We start from the raw sequence: 14,905 nt of genomic DNA on the forward strand, positions 1-14,905 counted from the left end.
CATCCGGGTCAACGATGACGGTCCGACCGCCGCGGACGACAGGGCCGGCCAGGCGAATGAAAACGAGCCGGTCACCATTGACGTGTTCGCCAACGACAGCGCGGGGGCGGACGGCGTCGACCTGGCCGGCGGCGTGGCGCTGGTGGCGGGCAGCCTCACCGGCAGTGGCAGCCTGGTGTACCACCATGACGGCAGCTTCAGCTATACCCCGGCGGCGGGCGAGGAGGGCGAGGTGCGCTTCCAGTACCGGCTCACCGACGGCGACGGGGACAGCACCACGGCCACCGTGACCCTCACCCTGCAGGACGACTCGACGCCGACGGTCTCGGTGCTGCTGGCCGAGGGGGACGACGGCGTGGTGTGGGAGTCGGCGCTGCCGGCCGGCCGTGGCGGCGGCGACCTGACCGCGTCCGGCGCGCTGGAGATCGACACCGGCCACGACACCCTGGCGCTCATCGAGGTGCAGGACAAGGACGGTGCCTGGATCAGGATCGAGGCCGACGGCACCCTGGTGCAGGGGGACTACGGCACGCTGTCGGTCAACCGGGACGGCAGCTGGAGCTACACCCTCGACACCAATACCCTCGAGCATGATGACCCGAACGCCATCGGCACCGACGACCAGGTGCAGGACCCGTTCCCGGTGCGGGTGACCGACGACGACGGCGACGTCTCGCCGGCGGCGACGCTGACCATCCGGGTCAACGACGACGGCCCGACCGCCATTTCACCAGAGATGTCTTTCCTGTTGAATCAGGCCAACTCCTGTGTTTCTGGAGTAAGGCTGGATCTGGACAAGAATATAGACAACAACTTTGGGGCCGATCAGGGAGGAACTCTCAAGTTTACCGTGGCAAGCGGCACTGTCAGTCCCTTCACAACCAATGGGGCGCCGATTTATCTATACGTAAGCAACGATGGCAAGTCATTGCTCGGCTCTACCTTGAGTCACTCCTCTTATACCGAGGCATCCGGAGTAGCAAAAACAGCCCAACTGATATTTATGATTGAGCTGGCTTTGGACGGCGATTTGGCAACGGCAGATGATACCTATAGTTTCGCGTTATTTCAGCAGATTGATGGCGGTGCCGGGGAGTTCTCGGTAAATGACTCCGGGTACTCGCCCAGTGGAGGAAACAGCCAATATGCTTATTACAACGACAGCTCATCCAATGATCTGGATGTGCTACTGACACCTGTTGATGGTGCTACCGTCAATACCAGCAATAACTCCTGGGGGGTGGCGGATGGCCAAAGTATCGGGTCAGGAGAAGCACTACGAGTGGATTATGTGCATAACGTCAGCGGCAATCCGGCCTCCGGTGGGAGCAGTGGCGGAACCATTTACGATTATGATGAACACTATGTTGTTAATGGGGCCAGTGCCTTATTTACGGCAATTAACGGTAGTTCCGCCATCCGCATCAAGGCATTTGATGATCCAGACAGCAATACCGTCGTTGGGGACGGGACGCCGGATAAAATCACCCATGTGTTGATTGCCTTTGATAGTGATCGGGCTACCTTCAATGTTGCCAGCCTTCCCTCTGTTATCGAGGTGGGAGGACGTGTATTTACTATTACAGTAGATGGCAATGAAGTGATCGTGGGTAATGTGGCCACAGGTACTGAAATTGGTGTATCCACGCTGAATGGTCTCAATAGTGTCGAGTATTATTATGAGTCTGGCGATACCTTCAAGGTCGGCAGCTTTGGCGCTTTGGCGTTTACCCCCGGTGATGCCATCCGGCTGGATTTTGATCTGGCACTGGTTGACGGTGATGGAGACGCGGTGGAAATGGCCAATGCCATCAAGGTCCAGCTAAGCCCGGATACCCATGTTCTTCAGGAAGCGGGCGATGATGGTGCGGTTTTGGGGGTGGCTACCGGCACAGAAGGTACGCTACTGGGAGGCGCGGGAGACGATATCCTGGATGGGAATAGCGGCAACGATATCCTGTTTGGTGCCGATGGTGACGATATGCTCAATGGCGGGGCTGGTAACGATATCCAGTATGGTGGCACCGGTAACGACGAGCTGAACGGTGGTCTGGGTAACGACATGCTGGATGGCGGCTCCGGCGGCGATATCCTGACCGGTGGTGCCGGTAACGACGAGCTGAACGGTGGTCTGGGTAACGACATGCTGGATGGCGGCTCCGGCGGCGATATCCTGACCGGTGGTGCCGGTAACGACGAGCTGAATGGTGGTCTGGGTAACGACATGCTGGACGGCGGCTCCGGCGACGATATCCTGACCGGTGGTGCCGGTATCGATACCTTTACCTGGGAGCCGGGTGCTGACGGCACCCCGTTGTCGCCGGAGGAAGATATCATTACCGACTTCGACAAAGGGGTCGACAGGCTGGATTTCAGCGACCTGCTGGTGGGTGAAGAATCCGGTGACATCGACGATTATATCAATGTGGCGATGGACGGAACCGACACCGTCTTTACCCTGTCACCCGCTGGCGATGGCAATGTCAGCCAGGAAGTCAGGCTGGAAAGTGTCGATCTGTTCAGTCTCTATCCGGGCGCGACCACCAACAGCGAGCTGTTGCAGCAGATGATGGACGACAATACCCTGATTGTTGATAAATGATTAAGTGATGCGAACCGGGCCACCTCAGGTGCCCGCTATTTAGTTGGAGAACAAACCCATGGCCAAAGTCATCGCTGTCGAGCTGCAAGGGGTCAGCTACCGCTGGAACGGTGAGCATATTGTCATCGCGGCCGGTGCGGACAGCTCCTGGATCATGGAAGGGGCCTCGCTGGAACAACTGGAGCTCGTCGATGAAGAAGGCGAAGTGGAAGGGCTGTTCTCCATCGATTTTGAACGCCAGCAGTGGCGCGGTTCCGGCCGTTTGAGCGACGGCGAGCTCACCCTGATCGGAGATGATGGCAGCACCCTGGCTCCCGGGCCGGAGGAGCCGTTGCCGCTGCTGACGGAGACCCTGGAGCTGCCGGTTTTTTCCGACATCGGGTCAACTTCCGACGCAGATCGCCAACTGGCAGATTCGGTGCTGGAGGATATCTTCGAACAGGAACCGCTGCCGCTGCCGGCGATGCAGGGCGGGGCACCGCCCCCGGCGTCGTTGGACAGCGAGCTCATCAACGATGTGGTCAACTGGCTGGACGTATATTCCCATCATGGGTGAACCTACAGGAACCTTTCGGGTCTTATCTCGCAACCACACTCACGGGAACATATCATGCGTTCATTCAAAGCGACTCTTCTGCCCCTGGCACTGTTGTTTAGTACTTCTGCACTGGCGATTACCGTACCGGAAGGCCCGCACCTGATCACTCAGGGCGAAGCCCAGATCAAGGTGGCGCCGGACATGGCCACCCTGTCCCTGGCGGTCACGGCGCTCAAGGACGACAGCCGGGCGGCCAAAGAGGAGGTGGATACCAAGGTCGCGGCCCTGTTCAGTGGCCTGAGCAGCCTGGGTATCAAGAAAGAGGATATCGACAGCGGCAACCTGGTCACCCGGCCCGATTACAGCTACCCGCGCGAAGGCAAGCCGGAACTGAACGGCTATCTGGCAGAGCGCACCATTACGGTGCGCCTGTACCAGCTCGACAACCTGAGCCAGGTGCTCGACAAGGCGCTGGATCAGGGCATACAGAATGTGCAGCATATCGCCTATGGTGCGCGGGAGGCGGAGTCGTACCAGCAACAGGCCAGGGCGGCCGCCATCGCCCATGCCAAGGCGCTGGCCGCGGAACTGGCCGAGGGCTTTGAGCGCCCGCTGGGGGACATCTACGCCATCGAATACCAGAGCCAGCCCCCCGCCTTGCCGCGCCATTACGGCATGGCCAAAATGGCCGCGATGGAATCTGCCGATGCGGGTTATCAGCAGAATGAAATCGAATTCAGGGATCGTATCCAGGTGGTGTTCGCCCTGAAATAACCGCCCTTAATCCAGCCTGCCCGGTCCGGGCAGGTTTAAAAAAAAATTTATAACTTAAAAAAACGTGACTTTAATTACAGAAATTCCCTAAAGCCGATGTTTTTGATACTTTATGGCCCTATAACGCAGTTGTCATAAAGGACCAGGTAATGGCTAACTATTCTTTAGATAAAGAAAAAATCAAAATTTTATTATTGGAAGGTGTGCACCCGGGCACAGTTGAATCTTTCAAAAATGCTGGTTACAGCAATATCGACTATCTGAAGACCTCGCTGGCAGAAGATGAACTTAAAGAGCGCATCAAAGACGTTCATTTCGTCGGTATCCGCTCCCGCACCCAACTGACCGAAGCGGTGCTGGATGTAGCGGACAAGCTGGTGGCCATTGGCTGTTTCTGCATCGGCACCAACCAGGTTGACCTGGCCGCCGCCGAAATTCGCGGTGTTCCCGTATTCAATGCTCCCTTCTCCAATACCCGCAGTGTGGCCGAGCTGGTGCTGGGCGAACTGTTGCTGCTGCTGCGTGGTATTCCCGAGCGCAATGCCCTGGCACACCGCGGTATCTGGCAAAAGACCGCTACCCAGTCGTTTGAAGCCCGGGGCAAGAAACTGGGGATCATCGGTTACGGCCATATCGGTACCCAACTGGGTATTATTGCCGAAGGCATCGGCATGCAGGTGTTCTACTACGACATCGAGAACAAGCTGTCGCTGGGCAATGCCACCCAGGTTGCCAGCCTGGAAGAGTTGCTCAACATGTCCGACGTGGTGTCGTTGCATGTACCGGAAACGGCCCAGACCAAGAACCTCTTCGGCGCCGAAGAGCTGGCGATGATGAAGCCGGGCGCCATTCTGATCAACGCCTCCCGCGGCACCGTGGTGGACATCGACGCCCTGGCTGCCGCCCTGGCAAGCAAGCATGTCGGCGGTGCCGCCATCGACGTGTTCCCGGTGGAGCCCAAGTCCAATGACGAAGAGTTTGTGACCCCGTTGCGTGAGTTCGACAACGTCATTCTCACTCCCCATATCGGTGGCTCCACCCAGGAAGCCCAGGAAAACATCGGTTACGAAGTGGCCGGCAAGCTGGTCAAGTATTCCGACAACGGCTCCACCCTGTCCGCGGTCAACTTCCCCGAGGTGTCGCTGCCCAGCCACGCCGGCACCAGCCGTCTGCTGCATGTCCACCACAACAAGCCGGGTATCCTGAGCCAGATAGCCCAGGCCTTTGCCGCCGACGATATCAATATCGCGGCGCAGTACCTGCAAACTACGCCCAGAATCGGTTACGTGGTGATCGACGTGGAAACCGCCCAGAGTGAGCAGGCCCTGGCCAAGCTCAAGGCCATCAACGGCACCATCCGCGCCCGGATCCTGCACTAAGCAGCAAAAAGAAGGGGCGAAAGCCCCTTTCAGCTTGATGTCAAAGTTCATTACCTGCTTTTTTCCTGATATTCCCTTTGTTTCAGCTATTTAACCATAGTCATCTCCGCGAAGGCGGAGATCCGTGAAACATTGCACTGGACTCCCGCGTGACTACAGAGAACGACGAAGCTTTGTCAGCGGTCTGAAGGAGCGAACCCCCCTTTTTTCTTAGAGCCTGTTTACGATCTTCGCGAGTCTTGTCTGTTGCCTCTTTCAAGCCCCGACACCGTCTGGTGGTAGCGGCAGCAGGCGACACTGGTGCTCATGGGGAGGGCAAAGTGTGCTGCTCTGCCGACCTTCTGTTTCAGGGATGAAACAGAGAGCGTACAGGGAGGTATTCATAGCGTACCGGCGGAGCAGTGCGCTTTGGCCGAATACACCAGATCTCAAACAGGTCCTTATAACGTTTCCGGATGAATATCCAGTTCGTCCACAAATCGTTCCACGCTCAGCTCCGCCTGTTTCACCTCGTCGAAGGTGGCTATGTGACAGACCGCGTCGCCCTCGTTGACCAGCGGCATGGTCAGGCAGCCGATCACGATGCCGTTCTTGGGCGCAATCACCTCGCAGGGCTCCATCCCCAGGGGGGCGGTGATGGTGCCCAGGCATTCCCCCTTGCGGACCCGGTCGCCCAGCCTGGCCCTGAGGTGCAGCAAGCCGTCCTGCTCGGCCCGGATCCAGGTGCTGGACTTGGCGATCATCGGTGTGACCCTGGGCTTGCCGGATGCGGCCTTGAGCATCCCGAGGGTACGCATGACATTGATGATGCCGCGCACCCCCGCCTTGATGGCCAGGGGATCGAAGCGCAGCGCTTCACCGGCTTCGTACAGGATCACCGGTACGCCGCTGGTTTCGGCCACCGCCCGCAGCGAGCCGTCCCGAATACTCGCATCCAGAATAATGGGCGCCCCGAAACTCTCCGCCATCTGCCGGGTAACGGTGCAATCGAGCTTGGCCCGGATCTGCGGCAGGTTGGCGCGGTGGATGGCGCCGGTATGCAGATCGACGATATGACTGCACTTGCTGACGATTTCGTCCACGAAAAAGTGGGCGACCCGCGAGCCGAGCGAGCCTTTTTCCGAGCCGGGGAAGCAGCGGTTCAGATCGCGCCGGTCCGGCAGGTAGCGGGACTTGTGGATAAAACCAAACACATTGACCACCGGCACCGCCACCAGGGTGCCCTTCAGTCGGGCCGGACTGATCTTGCCCAGGACCTGGTTGACGATTTCGATGCCGTTGAGTTCGTCGCCGTGAATGGCGGCACAGATCAGCAGCACCGGGCCGGGTTGCTTTCCGTGCACCACCTCCAGCGGCACCGTCAGCGGTGACTGGGTATACAGCTGGGCCAGGGCCAGCTGCAGCACCTGCCGGCTGCCGGGCGCAACCTGGGTGCCGGCGATGGCAAAGGGGGCCGTCATCAGCCGCGCTCCCGGGTCTTGCGCTTCTTGCCGGCGTGCTTTTCGATGTACTGGATCATCAGATCCGCCACGTCCTGGCCGGTGGCCAGCTCGATGCCTTCCAGTCCTGGGGAGGAATTGACCTCCATCACCAACGGGCCTCGTTTGGAGCGTAATAGATCGACCCCGGCCACGCTCAGGCCCATGGCCCTGGCCGAGGCGATGGCGGTCTTTCGCTCCTCGGGGCTGATGCGGATCAACTGGGCCTCGCCGCCCCGGTGCAGGTTGGAGCGAAACTCGCCTTCTCTGGCCTGGCGTTTCATGGCGGCGATGACCTTGTCACCCAGCACGAAACAGCGGATATCGGCGCCGTTGGCCTCCTCGATAAACTCCTGCACCATGATGTTGGCCTTGAGCCCCATAAAGGCCTCCAGCACGCTTTCCGCCGCTTTGCGGGTTTCCGCCAGCACCACCCCGATGCCCTGGGTGCCTTCCAGCAGCTTGATCACCAGGGGCGCCCCGCCCACCATGTCGATCAGATCCGGCACGTCGTCGGGCTTGCAGGCGAAGCCGGTGATCGGCATGCCGACCCCCTGGCCGGACAGGATCTGCAGCGAGCGCAGCTTGTCCCGGGAGCGGCTGATGGCGGCGGAATGGTTCAGCGAGTAACAGCCCATCATCTCGAACTGGCGCAGTACCGCCGTGCCGTAAAAGGTGACGGTGGCGCCGATACGCGGGATCACTGCGTCGAACCGGTCCAGCTCCCGGCCCTGGTAGTGAATAGAGGGCTTGCTGTCGTTGATATTCATGTAGCACTTGAGCGCATCGATAATGGTGACCTCGTGGCCTCGGGCCTCGGCCGCCGCCAGCAGGCGACGGGTGGAGTACAGGGAGGCGTTGCGCGAAAGAATGGCGATTTTCATGGGGTTGGCATGGCTCTCTATTCCGTGGATCCCCGAGGGGGAAATTCAGGCTCCCTATCTACGCTATCTGAATGATTTGTGCCAACAAGAAAAAACGGGGCTGAACCGAAAAAAATTCATTTTTGTCATTGCCCCGAGGAGCTCATTCGGTGCCTGACAGGGATACGCCGGGTTGCCGGGTTGCCGGGCGATTTGCCGGCGGCGGCTTTATTTGTGTGGTGTTCTGTGCCTAAATAGTTGATCGATATGCCCAGGCGGCATGCCATCGTTGCCGCCCGCCATTGCGATCATGAAAGGAGGAATTATGTCTTCCGGCTCTGCTACTTCATTTACCGATCACCTGACGCTGGGAAACCAGTCCTATCTGTACTACAGCCTGGAGAAAGTGCCCGACGCCAAGGCGCTGGCCAGGCTGCCCAAGTCCCTCAAGGTTCTGACCGAAAACCTGCTGCGCAACCTGGATAACGACACCGTCACCCTGGATGACATCGGCGCCATGGCGGACTGGCTCAAGGCCGGCCGCACCGAGCGGGAGATCGCCTTTCGCCCGATACGGGTACTGATGCAGGATTTTACCGGGGTACCGGCGGTGGTGGATCTGGCTGCCATGCGCGATGCGGTCAAGCGCCTGGGAGGCGAGGTGGAACGGGTCAACCCGCTGTCGGCGGTGGATCTGGTGATCGACCACTCGGTGATGGTGGACGCCTTTGCCGATGATCGCTCCTTCGCCACCAACGTGGACATGGAAATGGCCCGCAACGGCGAGCGCTACGCCTTTCTGCGCTGGGGCCAGAAAACCTTCGACAATTTCCGGGTGGTGCCGCCCGGCACCGGCATCTGCCACCAGGTGAACCTGGAATACCTGGGTCAGGCCGTGTGGCAGCAACGGCAGGATGGGACCCTGATCGCCTGCCCGGATACCCTGGTAGGCACCGACTCCCATACCACCATGATCAACGCCCTGGGCGTGCTCGGCTGGGGCGTGGGCGGCATAGAGGCGGAAGCGGCCATGCTGGGCCAGCCGGTGTCCATGCTGATCCCCGAGGTGGTGGGTTTCAAGCTCTCCGGCAAGCTGCGCGAGGGCATTACTGCCACCGACCTGGTGCTGACGGTGGTGCAGATGCTGCGCCGGAAAGGGGTGGTCGGCAAGTTCGTGGAATTCTACGGCGACGGCCTGGCGACATTGCCCCTGGCGGATCGGGCCACCATCGCCAACATGGCCCCGGAATACGGCGCCACTTGCGGCTTTTTCCCGGTGGATGAAGAAACCCTGCGTTACCTGCGGCTCACCGGCCGCAGCGAGGAGCAGGTCGGCCTGGTCGAGGCCTACAGCAAGGCTCAGGGATTATGGCGTCATGGCGGCGACGAGCCGGTGTTCACCGATACCCTCAGCCTCGACATGAACGAGGTCGAAGCCTGCCTGGCCGGACCCAAGCGGCCCCAGGACCGGGTCGAGCTGTCGAAGGTGCCGGAGGCGTTCGGCCTGAGCAGCGAGCTTAAGGTGGACAGCTCCCAGCAAAACCGACTGGAAGGCGAGGGCGGCCAGACGGCGGTCGGCGCCGGCCAGTCGCTTGCAGGCACCGCCTTTTCGCTCAATGGACAGACTCACCGGCTACAGGATGGCGCCGTGGTGATCGCCGCCATCACCTCCTGTACCAATACTTCCAACCCCAGCGTGCTGATGGCCGCCGGGCTGCTAGCCAAGGCGGCGGTGGAGAAAGGCCTGACCCGGGCGCCCTGGGTCAAGAGCTCGCTGGCCCCTGGCTCCAAGGTGGTGACCGACTACCTCAAACAGGCCGGGCTGATGACCTGGCTGGAGCAGTTGGGCTTTTACCTGGTGGGCTACGGCTGCACCACCTGTATCGGCAACTCGGGCCCCTTGCCCGAGCCCATTGAGCAGGCCATCAAGGAGGATGACATCACCGTGGCCTCGGTGCTGTCGGGCAACCGCAACTTCGAGGGGCGCATCCATCCGCTGGTGAAAACCAACTGGCTGGCCTCGCCGCCGTTGGTGGTGGCCTACGCTCTGGCCGGCAGCATGAAGGTCGATCTGACCCGGGATCCCCTCGGCACCGGCAAGGACGGCAAACCGGTGTACCTCAAGGATATCTGGCCTTCCCAGCAGGCCATTGCCGAGGCGGTAGAGCAGGTAAAAAGCGAGATGTTCAGCAAGGAATACGCCGAGGTGTTCGACGGCGACGAGCGTTGGCAGGCCATTGCGGTGGAGGGCAGCAGCACCTTCAACTGGCAGGCGGATTCCAGCTATATCCAGCATCCGCCGTATTTCCGCACCATGGGCAAGGAGCCGGAACCGGTCGAGGACATCGAGCAGGCCCGGCTGCTGGCCATACTGGGGGACTCGGTCACCACCGACCATATTTCCCCGGCGGGTAACATCAAGGCCGACAGCCCGGCGGGGCAATACCTGCAATCCCTGGGCGTGGAGCGCAAGGATTTCAATTCCTACGGCTCCCGGCGCGGCAACCACGAGGTGATGATGCGTGGCACCTTCGCCAATATCCGCATCCGCAACCTGATGCTGGACGGTGTCGAGGGGGGTGAAACCCGCCATTATCCCAGCGGCGAGCAACTGGCGATTTACGACGCGGCCATGCGCTATGAAAAAGAAGGCGTGCCACTGGTGGTAGTGGCCGGCAAGGAATACGGAACCGGCTCCAGCCGCGACTGGGCGGCCAAGGGCACCCGTCTGCTGGGCGTGCGCGCGGTAATCGCCGAATCTTTCGAGCGCATTCACCGCTCGAACCTGATCGGCATGGGGGTGGTGCCGCTGGAGTTCACCGGAGGCGACAGCGCGGCCGGCCTGGAGCTGAAAGGTGACGAGCGGCTCAGCATCCGCGGCCTTAACGCGCTGACACCCGGCAAGACGCTGAAGGTGCAGATCGAGGACGCAGATGGCAAGAGCCGTGAGATCGAGGTGCGTTGCCGCATCGACACCGGCAATGAGCTGACCTACTACCGCCACGGCGGCATACTGCACTACGTGATCCGCAAAATGCTCTGAAGCCGGAAGCTTGAGGCTGGAAGCAGACCGAGTGGTGGGTAAACTTGGCTTCCAGCTTCCGGCTATCGTCACCCCAGGGTGGCGAGGATCACCTGGTCGGGGGCGAAGCAGGCGAAGGCGCGGCTGCCCGGGGCGGGCAGGGGGTCCTGTGCCGGGCGCAGGGCGTGGATATCATGGCCCTGATCCAGCCGCAGGGTGATTTCGTTGAACTGCTCGCCGCTGGCCACCTCGGTGATGGTGCCGGCCAGGCGGTTGCGGGCGTCGTCGGCCGGCGCCGTTTCAACGGCGACCCAGGGCGCCTTGACCAGCGCCAGTACCTCCTTGCCCGGCGTCAATCCCAACCGGTGGCAGCTGCGCGTGGTGATGTCCGCGTAGAGCAGGGCGCCGCCGTCCAGCCGCAGCCGTACCTTGCGGCTGAGATCGCTCGGATCCAGCCCTTCCACCCGGGCGAAGAACTGATTGCGGGCGCTGGTCTGCAGGCCGAAGCGCGCCACCACCGCCAGCAGGCTGTCGAGGGAGGCGGCCTCGTCCTGCAGGGCGTCCACCGCCATCCGCTCTATCTGCGCCAGCAGATGGTAGATCTTGAGCAGCCGCCCGCCATAGGGGGTGAGGCGGGCGCCGCCGCCGCCCTTGCCGCCGGCCTCGCTCTCCACCACCGGCTGCCCGGCCAGCTCGTTCATCTCGCGCACCGCGTCCCAGGCCGACTTGTAGCTGATGCCGGCAGCCCGGGCGCCCTGGCTGATGGAGCCCTGTTGCTGGATTTGCTCCAGCAGGCGGATGCGCTTGGGGTTGACGAACAGGCGACCCTCACGGTGCAGGCTCAGTAACAGTTCCAGATCCATGGGGTCCTCATGGCTAAATAAGCGCATTCTGACGCGGGAAGGAGCAAGGCACAAATTATTATCCTGACTTTTTAGTCAGTAAGTGGCGTTGTGTTTTTTCTTATATAGCGTTAGAGTGGCCTTCGCTATATACATCTTTATATAACCAAAGGATGGTCTGACCATGAACACCAGGTTCCGCTGCTCCCTGCTGGTCGGCTTGCTGACTACCGCGACCTCATTGTCCGCGGATGAGGTGCGGGTGGCCGTCGCCACCAACTTTATCGATGTCATGACCCATTTGTCCCGGCAGTTCGAAGCAGAGACCGGACATAAGGTGATCCTGTCTTCCGGCGCGACCGGCAAGCTCTATGCGCAGATCAAGAACGAGGCTCCCTTTGACGCTTTCTTCTCCGCCGATGAAGAACGCCCGCTACTGCTGGAGCAGGAAGGGGTGGCGATGCCCGGTAGTCGCTTTACCTACGCCCTGGGCAAGCTGGTGTTGTGGAGCCCGGATCCGGACTATATCGACGAGGACCAGTCGGCCCTGCGCGAGAAGCGGTTCCGTTTCCTGTCCATCGCCAACCCGGCCACGGCGCCCTACGGCCGGGCCGCCCGGGAAGTGCTGGAACAACTGGGGCTCTGGGATGAGCTCAGCGAGCAGACGGTGCGGGGAGAAAACATCGGCCAGGCCTACCAGTATGTCTACAGCGGCAACGCCCAGCTCGGTTTCGTGGCCAAGGCGCAGGTGTACCGGCAGGGTGAGTACGCCGATGGCTCATACTGGCAGGTGCCCGACGAGCTCTATTCCCCCATCGTCCAGCAGGCGGTGTTGCTGCAGGACTCCGAGGCGGCCCGGGCCCTGCTCGACCATGTACGCAGCCCGCAAACGGTAGAGTTGATCGAGTCTTATGGTTACGGTGCCGAGGCCGGGGAACCCGTTGCCCGGCATGCGCACTGAGGAGGACGCATGCTCTCTCCCCAGGATATGGCCGCCCTCGGCCTGACGCTGCGGCTGGCGGGGGTGACGGTGCTGGTGCTGCTGGTCATCGGAACGCCGCTGGCCTGGTGGCTGAGCCAGAGCCGGTGGCGATACAAGGCCCTGATCGAAGCGCTGGTGGCCCTGCCGCTGGTGCTGCCGCCGACCGTGATCGGCTTCTACCTGTTGCTGGCATTGGGGCCGAGTGGTCCCATCGGTGGCCTGTCCCGGGCCTTGGGGGAGGGCACCCTGGCCTTTACCTTCACCGGCCTGGTGATCGGCTCGTCCTTTTATTCCCTGCCGTTCGTGGTGCAGCCCCTGCAGGGTGCCTTCAGTACCATCGGCCGGCGCCCGCTGGAGGTGGCGGCCACCTTGCGGGCTTCCCCGCTGGACTGCTTCTTCTCCGTGGTGCTGCCGCTGGCCCGCAACGGCTTCCTGACCGCCATCGTACTCGGCTTTGCCCATACCCTGGGTGAATTCGGCGTGGTGCTGATGATCGGCGGCAACATTCCCGGGGTGACCCAGGTGATCTCCATCGCCATCTACGATCACGTGGAGACGCTGCAGTACGCCGAGGCCCACCTGTTGTCCGGCATACTGCTGGTCTTGTCGTTCACTATCCTGATGGCGGTCTATGTGCTGAATCGCCGTTTCGCGGTGGTGCACCCATGATGCTCAGCGCCGAATTCAAACTTCAGCGGCGGGAGTTTTCCCTGGATGTCGGGTTCGAGTTGCCGTTGTCGGGGGTGACGGTGCTGTTCGGCCCTTCCGGCTGCGGCAAGACCACCCTGCTGCGCGCCCTGGCCGGGCTGGAGCCGTGCCAGGGCCGGCTCTGGCTGGGAGATGAATGCTGGCAGGACGGCCAGCGGCGGGTGCCGACCCACCGGCGCCGGCTGGGCTATGTGTTCCAGGAAGCCAGCCTGTTTCCCCACCTGTCGGCCCGGGGCAACCTCGACTTCGGCTGGAAACGGTTGCCGCCGGCAGAGCGCCAGCTCGAACCGCAGACGGTGATCGACTGGCTTGGGCTGGCTCCCCTGCTCGGTCATCGGGCCCACGAACTGTCTGGAGGGCAGCGCCAGCGGGTGGCCATAGGGCGGGCGCTGTTGACCAGTCCCCGCATCCTGCTGCTGGACGAACCCTTGTCGGCCCTGGACCGGGCGGCCAAGCAGGAGATCCTGCCCTACCTCGAGGAGCTGGCCGCCCAGAGCGGGGTGCCCATCTTTTACGTGACCCATGCGCCGGAAGAGGTGGAGCGGCTGGCGGACAGGGTGATCCTGATGGAGCAAGGACAGATCAGTCGCATCGAGTCCCTGCGCGACGCCCTGGCCCGCCCGGATTCCCCGCTCTTCGTCGAGGAAGGGGCGGCCAGCATTCTGGAAGGGGTAATAGGGCAGGGCCTGGACGATGGCCGAACTCCCTTCGATTTCGGCGAACAGCGACTCTGGTTGGTCAAGCCGCTGCGCCGGCCCGTGACCCGGGCCAGGTTGCGGATACAGGCCTCGGATGTCAGCCTGTCGCTGACGCCGCTGGAAGGGGTCTCCATCCTCAATCAGTTACCGATGCAGATCCGCCGGGTACATCCGGTCAGGGAGGGCAGGGTGCTGGTGAGCGGGGAATTGGCCGACGGCCAGGGCCTGCTGGCCGAGGTGTCCGCCTATTCCGCCGGCCAGCTCCGGCTGGCGGAAGGACAAGGTTGTTATGCCCTGATCAAGGCGGTGGCGCTGCTGAGCTGAAGGCTTGGCCCCACAGGGGCCACCGGACATCCTCAGGCGCCCTTGCGCATCACGCCCTCGGGGGTGCCGATCAACAGTACATCGGCGCCACGCTCGGCGAAGAGGCCATTGGTGACCACGCCGACAATGGCGTTGATGCGGGTCTCCAGGCCCTTGGGATCGGTGATCTTGAGATCGTGCACGTCCAGGATCTGGTTGCCGTTGTCGGTGATCACCCCTTTCCGGTATACCGGCTTGCCGCCGAGCCTGGTCAGCTCGCGGGCCACGTATTCGCGGGCCATGGGGATCACTTCTACCGGCAGTGGAAAGGCGCCCAGCACCTCGACGGTTTTAGTACCGTCGACGATGCAGACGAACTTGTCGGCCACGGCGGCCACGATTTTCTCCCGGGTCAGGGCCGCGCCGCCGCCCTTGATCATCGCCATGGCGCCGTCGATCTCATCGGCGCCATCCACGTACACCGCCAGCTCGCCGACCTCGTTGAGATCGAAAATCTGGATGCCCAGTTGTTGCAGCCGGGCGGTGGAGGCCTCGGAACTGGATACCGCCCCCTTGATCTGGTCCTTGATGGAGCCCAGGGCGTCGATAAAGTGGTTGACGGTGGAGCCGGTGCCCACACCCACCAGGGTGCCCGGGGTTATGTACTCCAGCGCCGCCCAGCCGGCGGCCTTTTTCATTTCGTCTTGTGTCATGGC

The 14,905-nt window shown here is 61.7% G+C and carries 12 protein-coding genes; 8 read left to right on the forward strand and 4 right to left on the reverse strand.

Annotated elements, in window-relative coordinates:
- The 4 genes from C7H85_RS20180 to serA form a co-directional block, all read left to right on the forward strand.
- On the forward strand, window positions 1–2,602 hold a 2,602-nt coding region (locus tag C7H85_RS20180), incomplete at its 5' end, for an Ig-like domain-containing protein (RefSeq protein ID WP_146140391.1).
- A 58-nt stretch (window positions 2,603–2,660) separates the two neighbouring features.
- A complete protein-coding gene (locus C7H85_RS00010) occupies window positions 2,661–3,158 on the forward strand; it encodes a hypothetical protein (protein WP_106727681.1) in 498 nt (165 codons plus the stop codon).
- A 54-nt stretch (window positions 3,159–3,212) separates the two neighbouring features.
- On the forward strand, window positions 3,213–3,914 hold the full coding sequence (locus C7H85_RS00015) for an SIMPL domain-containing protein (protein WP_245879519.1): 702 nt from the start codon (window positions 3,213–3,215) through the stop codon (window positions 3,912–3,914).
- 149 nt (window positions 3,915–4,063) lie between these two features.
- On the forward strand, window positions 4,064–5,293 hold the full coding sequence (serA, locus tag C7H85_RS00020) for a phosphoglycerate dehydrogenase (protein ID WP_106727683.1): 1,230 nt from the start codon (window positions 4,064–4,066) through the stop codon (window positions 5,291–5,293).
- A gap of 440 nt (window positions 5,294–5,733) precedes the next feature.
- On the opposite strand, the gene C7H85_RS00025 is transcribed toward serA, so the two are convergent.
- Together C7H85_RS00025 and rimK are read right to left on the reverse strand one after the other, a co-directional pair.
- Window positions 5,734–6,753: a succinylglutamate desuccinylase/aspartoacylase family protein gene (locus C7H85_RS00025; RefSeq protein ID WP_106727684.1), complete on the reverse strand. Its 1,020-nt coding sequence runs from the start codon at window positions 6,751–6,753 to the stop codon at window positions 5,734–5,736.
- On the reverse strand, window positions 6,753–7,655 hold the full coding sequence (gene rimK / locus C7H85_RS00030) for a 30S ribosomal protein S6--L-glutamate ligase (RefSeq protein WP_106727685.1): 903 nt from the start codon (window positions 7,653–7,655) through the stop codon (window positions 6,753–6,755). The genes C7H85_RS00025 and rimK overlap by 1 nt, the downstream gene beginning before the upstream one ends.
- A gap of 304 nt (window positions 7,656–7,959) precedes the next feature.
- Here rimK and acnA point away from each other — a divergent pair, with 304 nt between their 5' ends.
- Window positions 7,960–10,677 carry an aconitate hydratase AcnA gene (acnA, locus tag C7H85_RS00035; RefSeq protein ID WP_106727686.1) on the forward strand — a complete coding sequence of 906 codons (2,718 nt, stop codon included), beginning with the start codon at window positions 7,960–7,962 and terminating at the stop codon, window positions 10,675–10,677.
- A 68-nt stretch (window positions 10,678–10,745) separates the two neighbouring features.
- Here the strand turns inward: acnA and C7H85_RS00040 are convergent, their stop codons facing one another.
- Window positions 10,746–11,519: a TOBE domain-containing protein gene (locus tag C7H85_RS00040; RefSeq protein WP_106727687.1), complete on the reverse strand. Its 774-nt coding sequence runs from the start codon at window positions 11,517–11,519 to the stop codon at window positions 10,746–10,748.
- A gap of 163 nt (window positions 11,520–11,682) precedes the next feature.
- On the opposite strand from C7H85_RS00040, the gene modA reads away from it, so the two are divergent.
- The 3 genes from modA to modC are packed head-to-tail and all read left to right on the forward strand — an operon-like array spanning window position 11,683 to window position 14,210.
- On the forward strand, window positions 11,683–12,459 hold the full coding sequence (gene modA, locus C7H85_RS00045) for a molybdate ABC transporter substrate-binding protein (RefSeq protein WP_106727688.1): 777 nt from the start codon (window positions 11,683–11,685) through the stop codon (window positions 12,457–12,459).
- Between the two features lie 9 nt (window positions 12,460–12,468).
- Window positions 12,469–13,149 carry a molybdate ABC transporter permease subunit gene (gene modB, locus C7H85_RS00050; RefSeq protein WP_106727689.1) on the forward strand — a complete coding sequence of 227 codons (681 nt, stop codon included), beginning with the start codon at window positions 12,469–12,471 and terminating at the stop codon, window positions 13,147–13,149.
- A complete protein-coding gene (gene modC, locus C7H85_RS00055; protein ID WP_245879520.1) occupies window positions 13,146–14,210 on the forward strand; it encodes a molybdenum ABC transporter ATP-binding protein in 1,065 nt (354 codons plus the stop codon). The genes modB and modC overlap by 4 nt, the downstream gene beginning before the upstream one ends.
- A 32-nt stretch (window positions 14,211–14,242) precedes the next feature.
- Here the strand turns inward: modC and rpiA are convergent, their stop codons facing one another.
- Window positions 14,243–14,902 carry a ribose-5-phosphate isomerase RpiA gene (gene rpiA / locus C7H85_RS00060; protein WP_106727690.1) on the reverse strand — a complete coding sequence of 220 codons (660 nt, stop codon included), beginning with the start codon at window positions 14,900–14,902 and terminating at the stop codon, window positions 14,243–14,245.
- Window positions 14,903–14,905: the final 3 nt, after the last annotated feature.

The organism is Zobellella endophytica, assembly GCF_003012775.1.
GTDB lineage: Bacteria > Pseudomonadota > Gammaproteobacteria > Enterobacterales > Aeromonadaceae > Oceanimonas > Oceanimonas endophytica.

Bases quoted from the DNA above. Each gene is read 5' to 3' on its own strand.
- modC (WP_245879520.1), top strand. From the start codon at position 13,146: ATGATGCTCAGCGCCGAATTCAAACTTCAGCGGCGGGAGTTTTCCCTG.
- modA (WP_106727688.1), top strand. From the start codon at position 11,683: ATGAACACCAGGTTCCGCTGCTCCCTGCTGGTCGGCTTGCTGACTACC.
- C7H85_RS00025 (WP_106727684.1), bottom strand. From the start codon at position 6,753: ATGACGGCCCCCTTTGCCATCGCCGGCACCCAGGTTGCGCCCGGCAGC.
- rimK (WP_106727685.1), bottom strand. From the start codon at position 7,655: ATGAAAATCGCCATTCTTTCGCGCAACGCCTCCCTGTACTCCACCCGT.
- serA (WP_106727683.1), top strand. From the start codon at position 4,064: ATGGCTAACTATTCTTTAGATAAAGAAAAAATCAAAATTTTATTATTG.
- rpiA (WP_106727690.1), bottom strand. From the start codon at position 14,902: ATGACACAAGACGAAATGAAAAAGGCCGCCGGCTGGGCGGCGCTGGAG.
- C7H85_RS00015 (WP_245879519.1), top strand. From the start codon at position 3,213: ATGCGTTCATTCAAAGCGACTCTTCTGCCCCTGGCACTGTTGTTTAGT.
- C7H85_RS00010 (WP_106727681.1), top strand. From the start codon at position 2,661: ATGGCCAAAGTCATCGCTGTCGAGCTGCAAGGGGTCAGCTACCGCTGG.
- C7H85_RS00040 (WP_106727687.1), bottom strand. From the start codon at position 11,519: ATGGATCTGGAACTGTTACTGAGCCTGCACCGTGAGGGTCGCCTGTTC.
- acnA (WP_106727686.1), top strand. From the start codon at position 7,960: ATGTCTTCCGGCTCTGCTACTTCATTTACCGATCACCTGACGCTGGGA.
- modB (WP_106727689.1), top strand. From the start codon at position 12,469: ATGCTCTCTCCCCAGGATATGGCCGCCCTCGGCCTGACGCTGCGGCTG.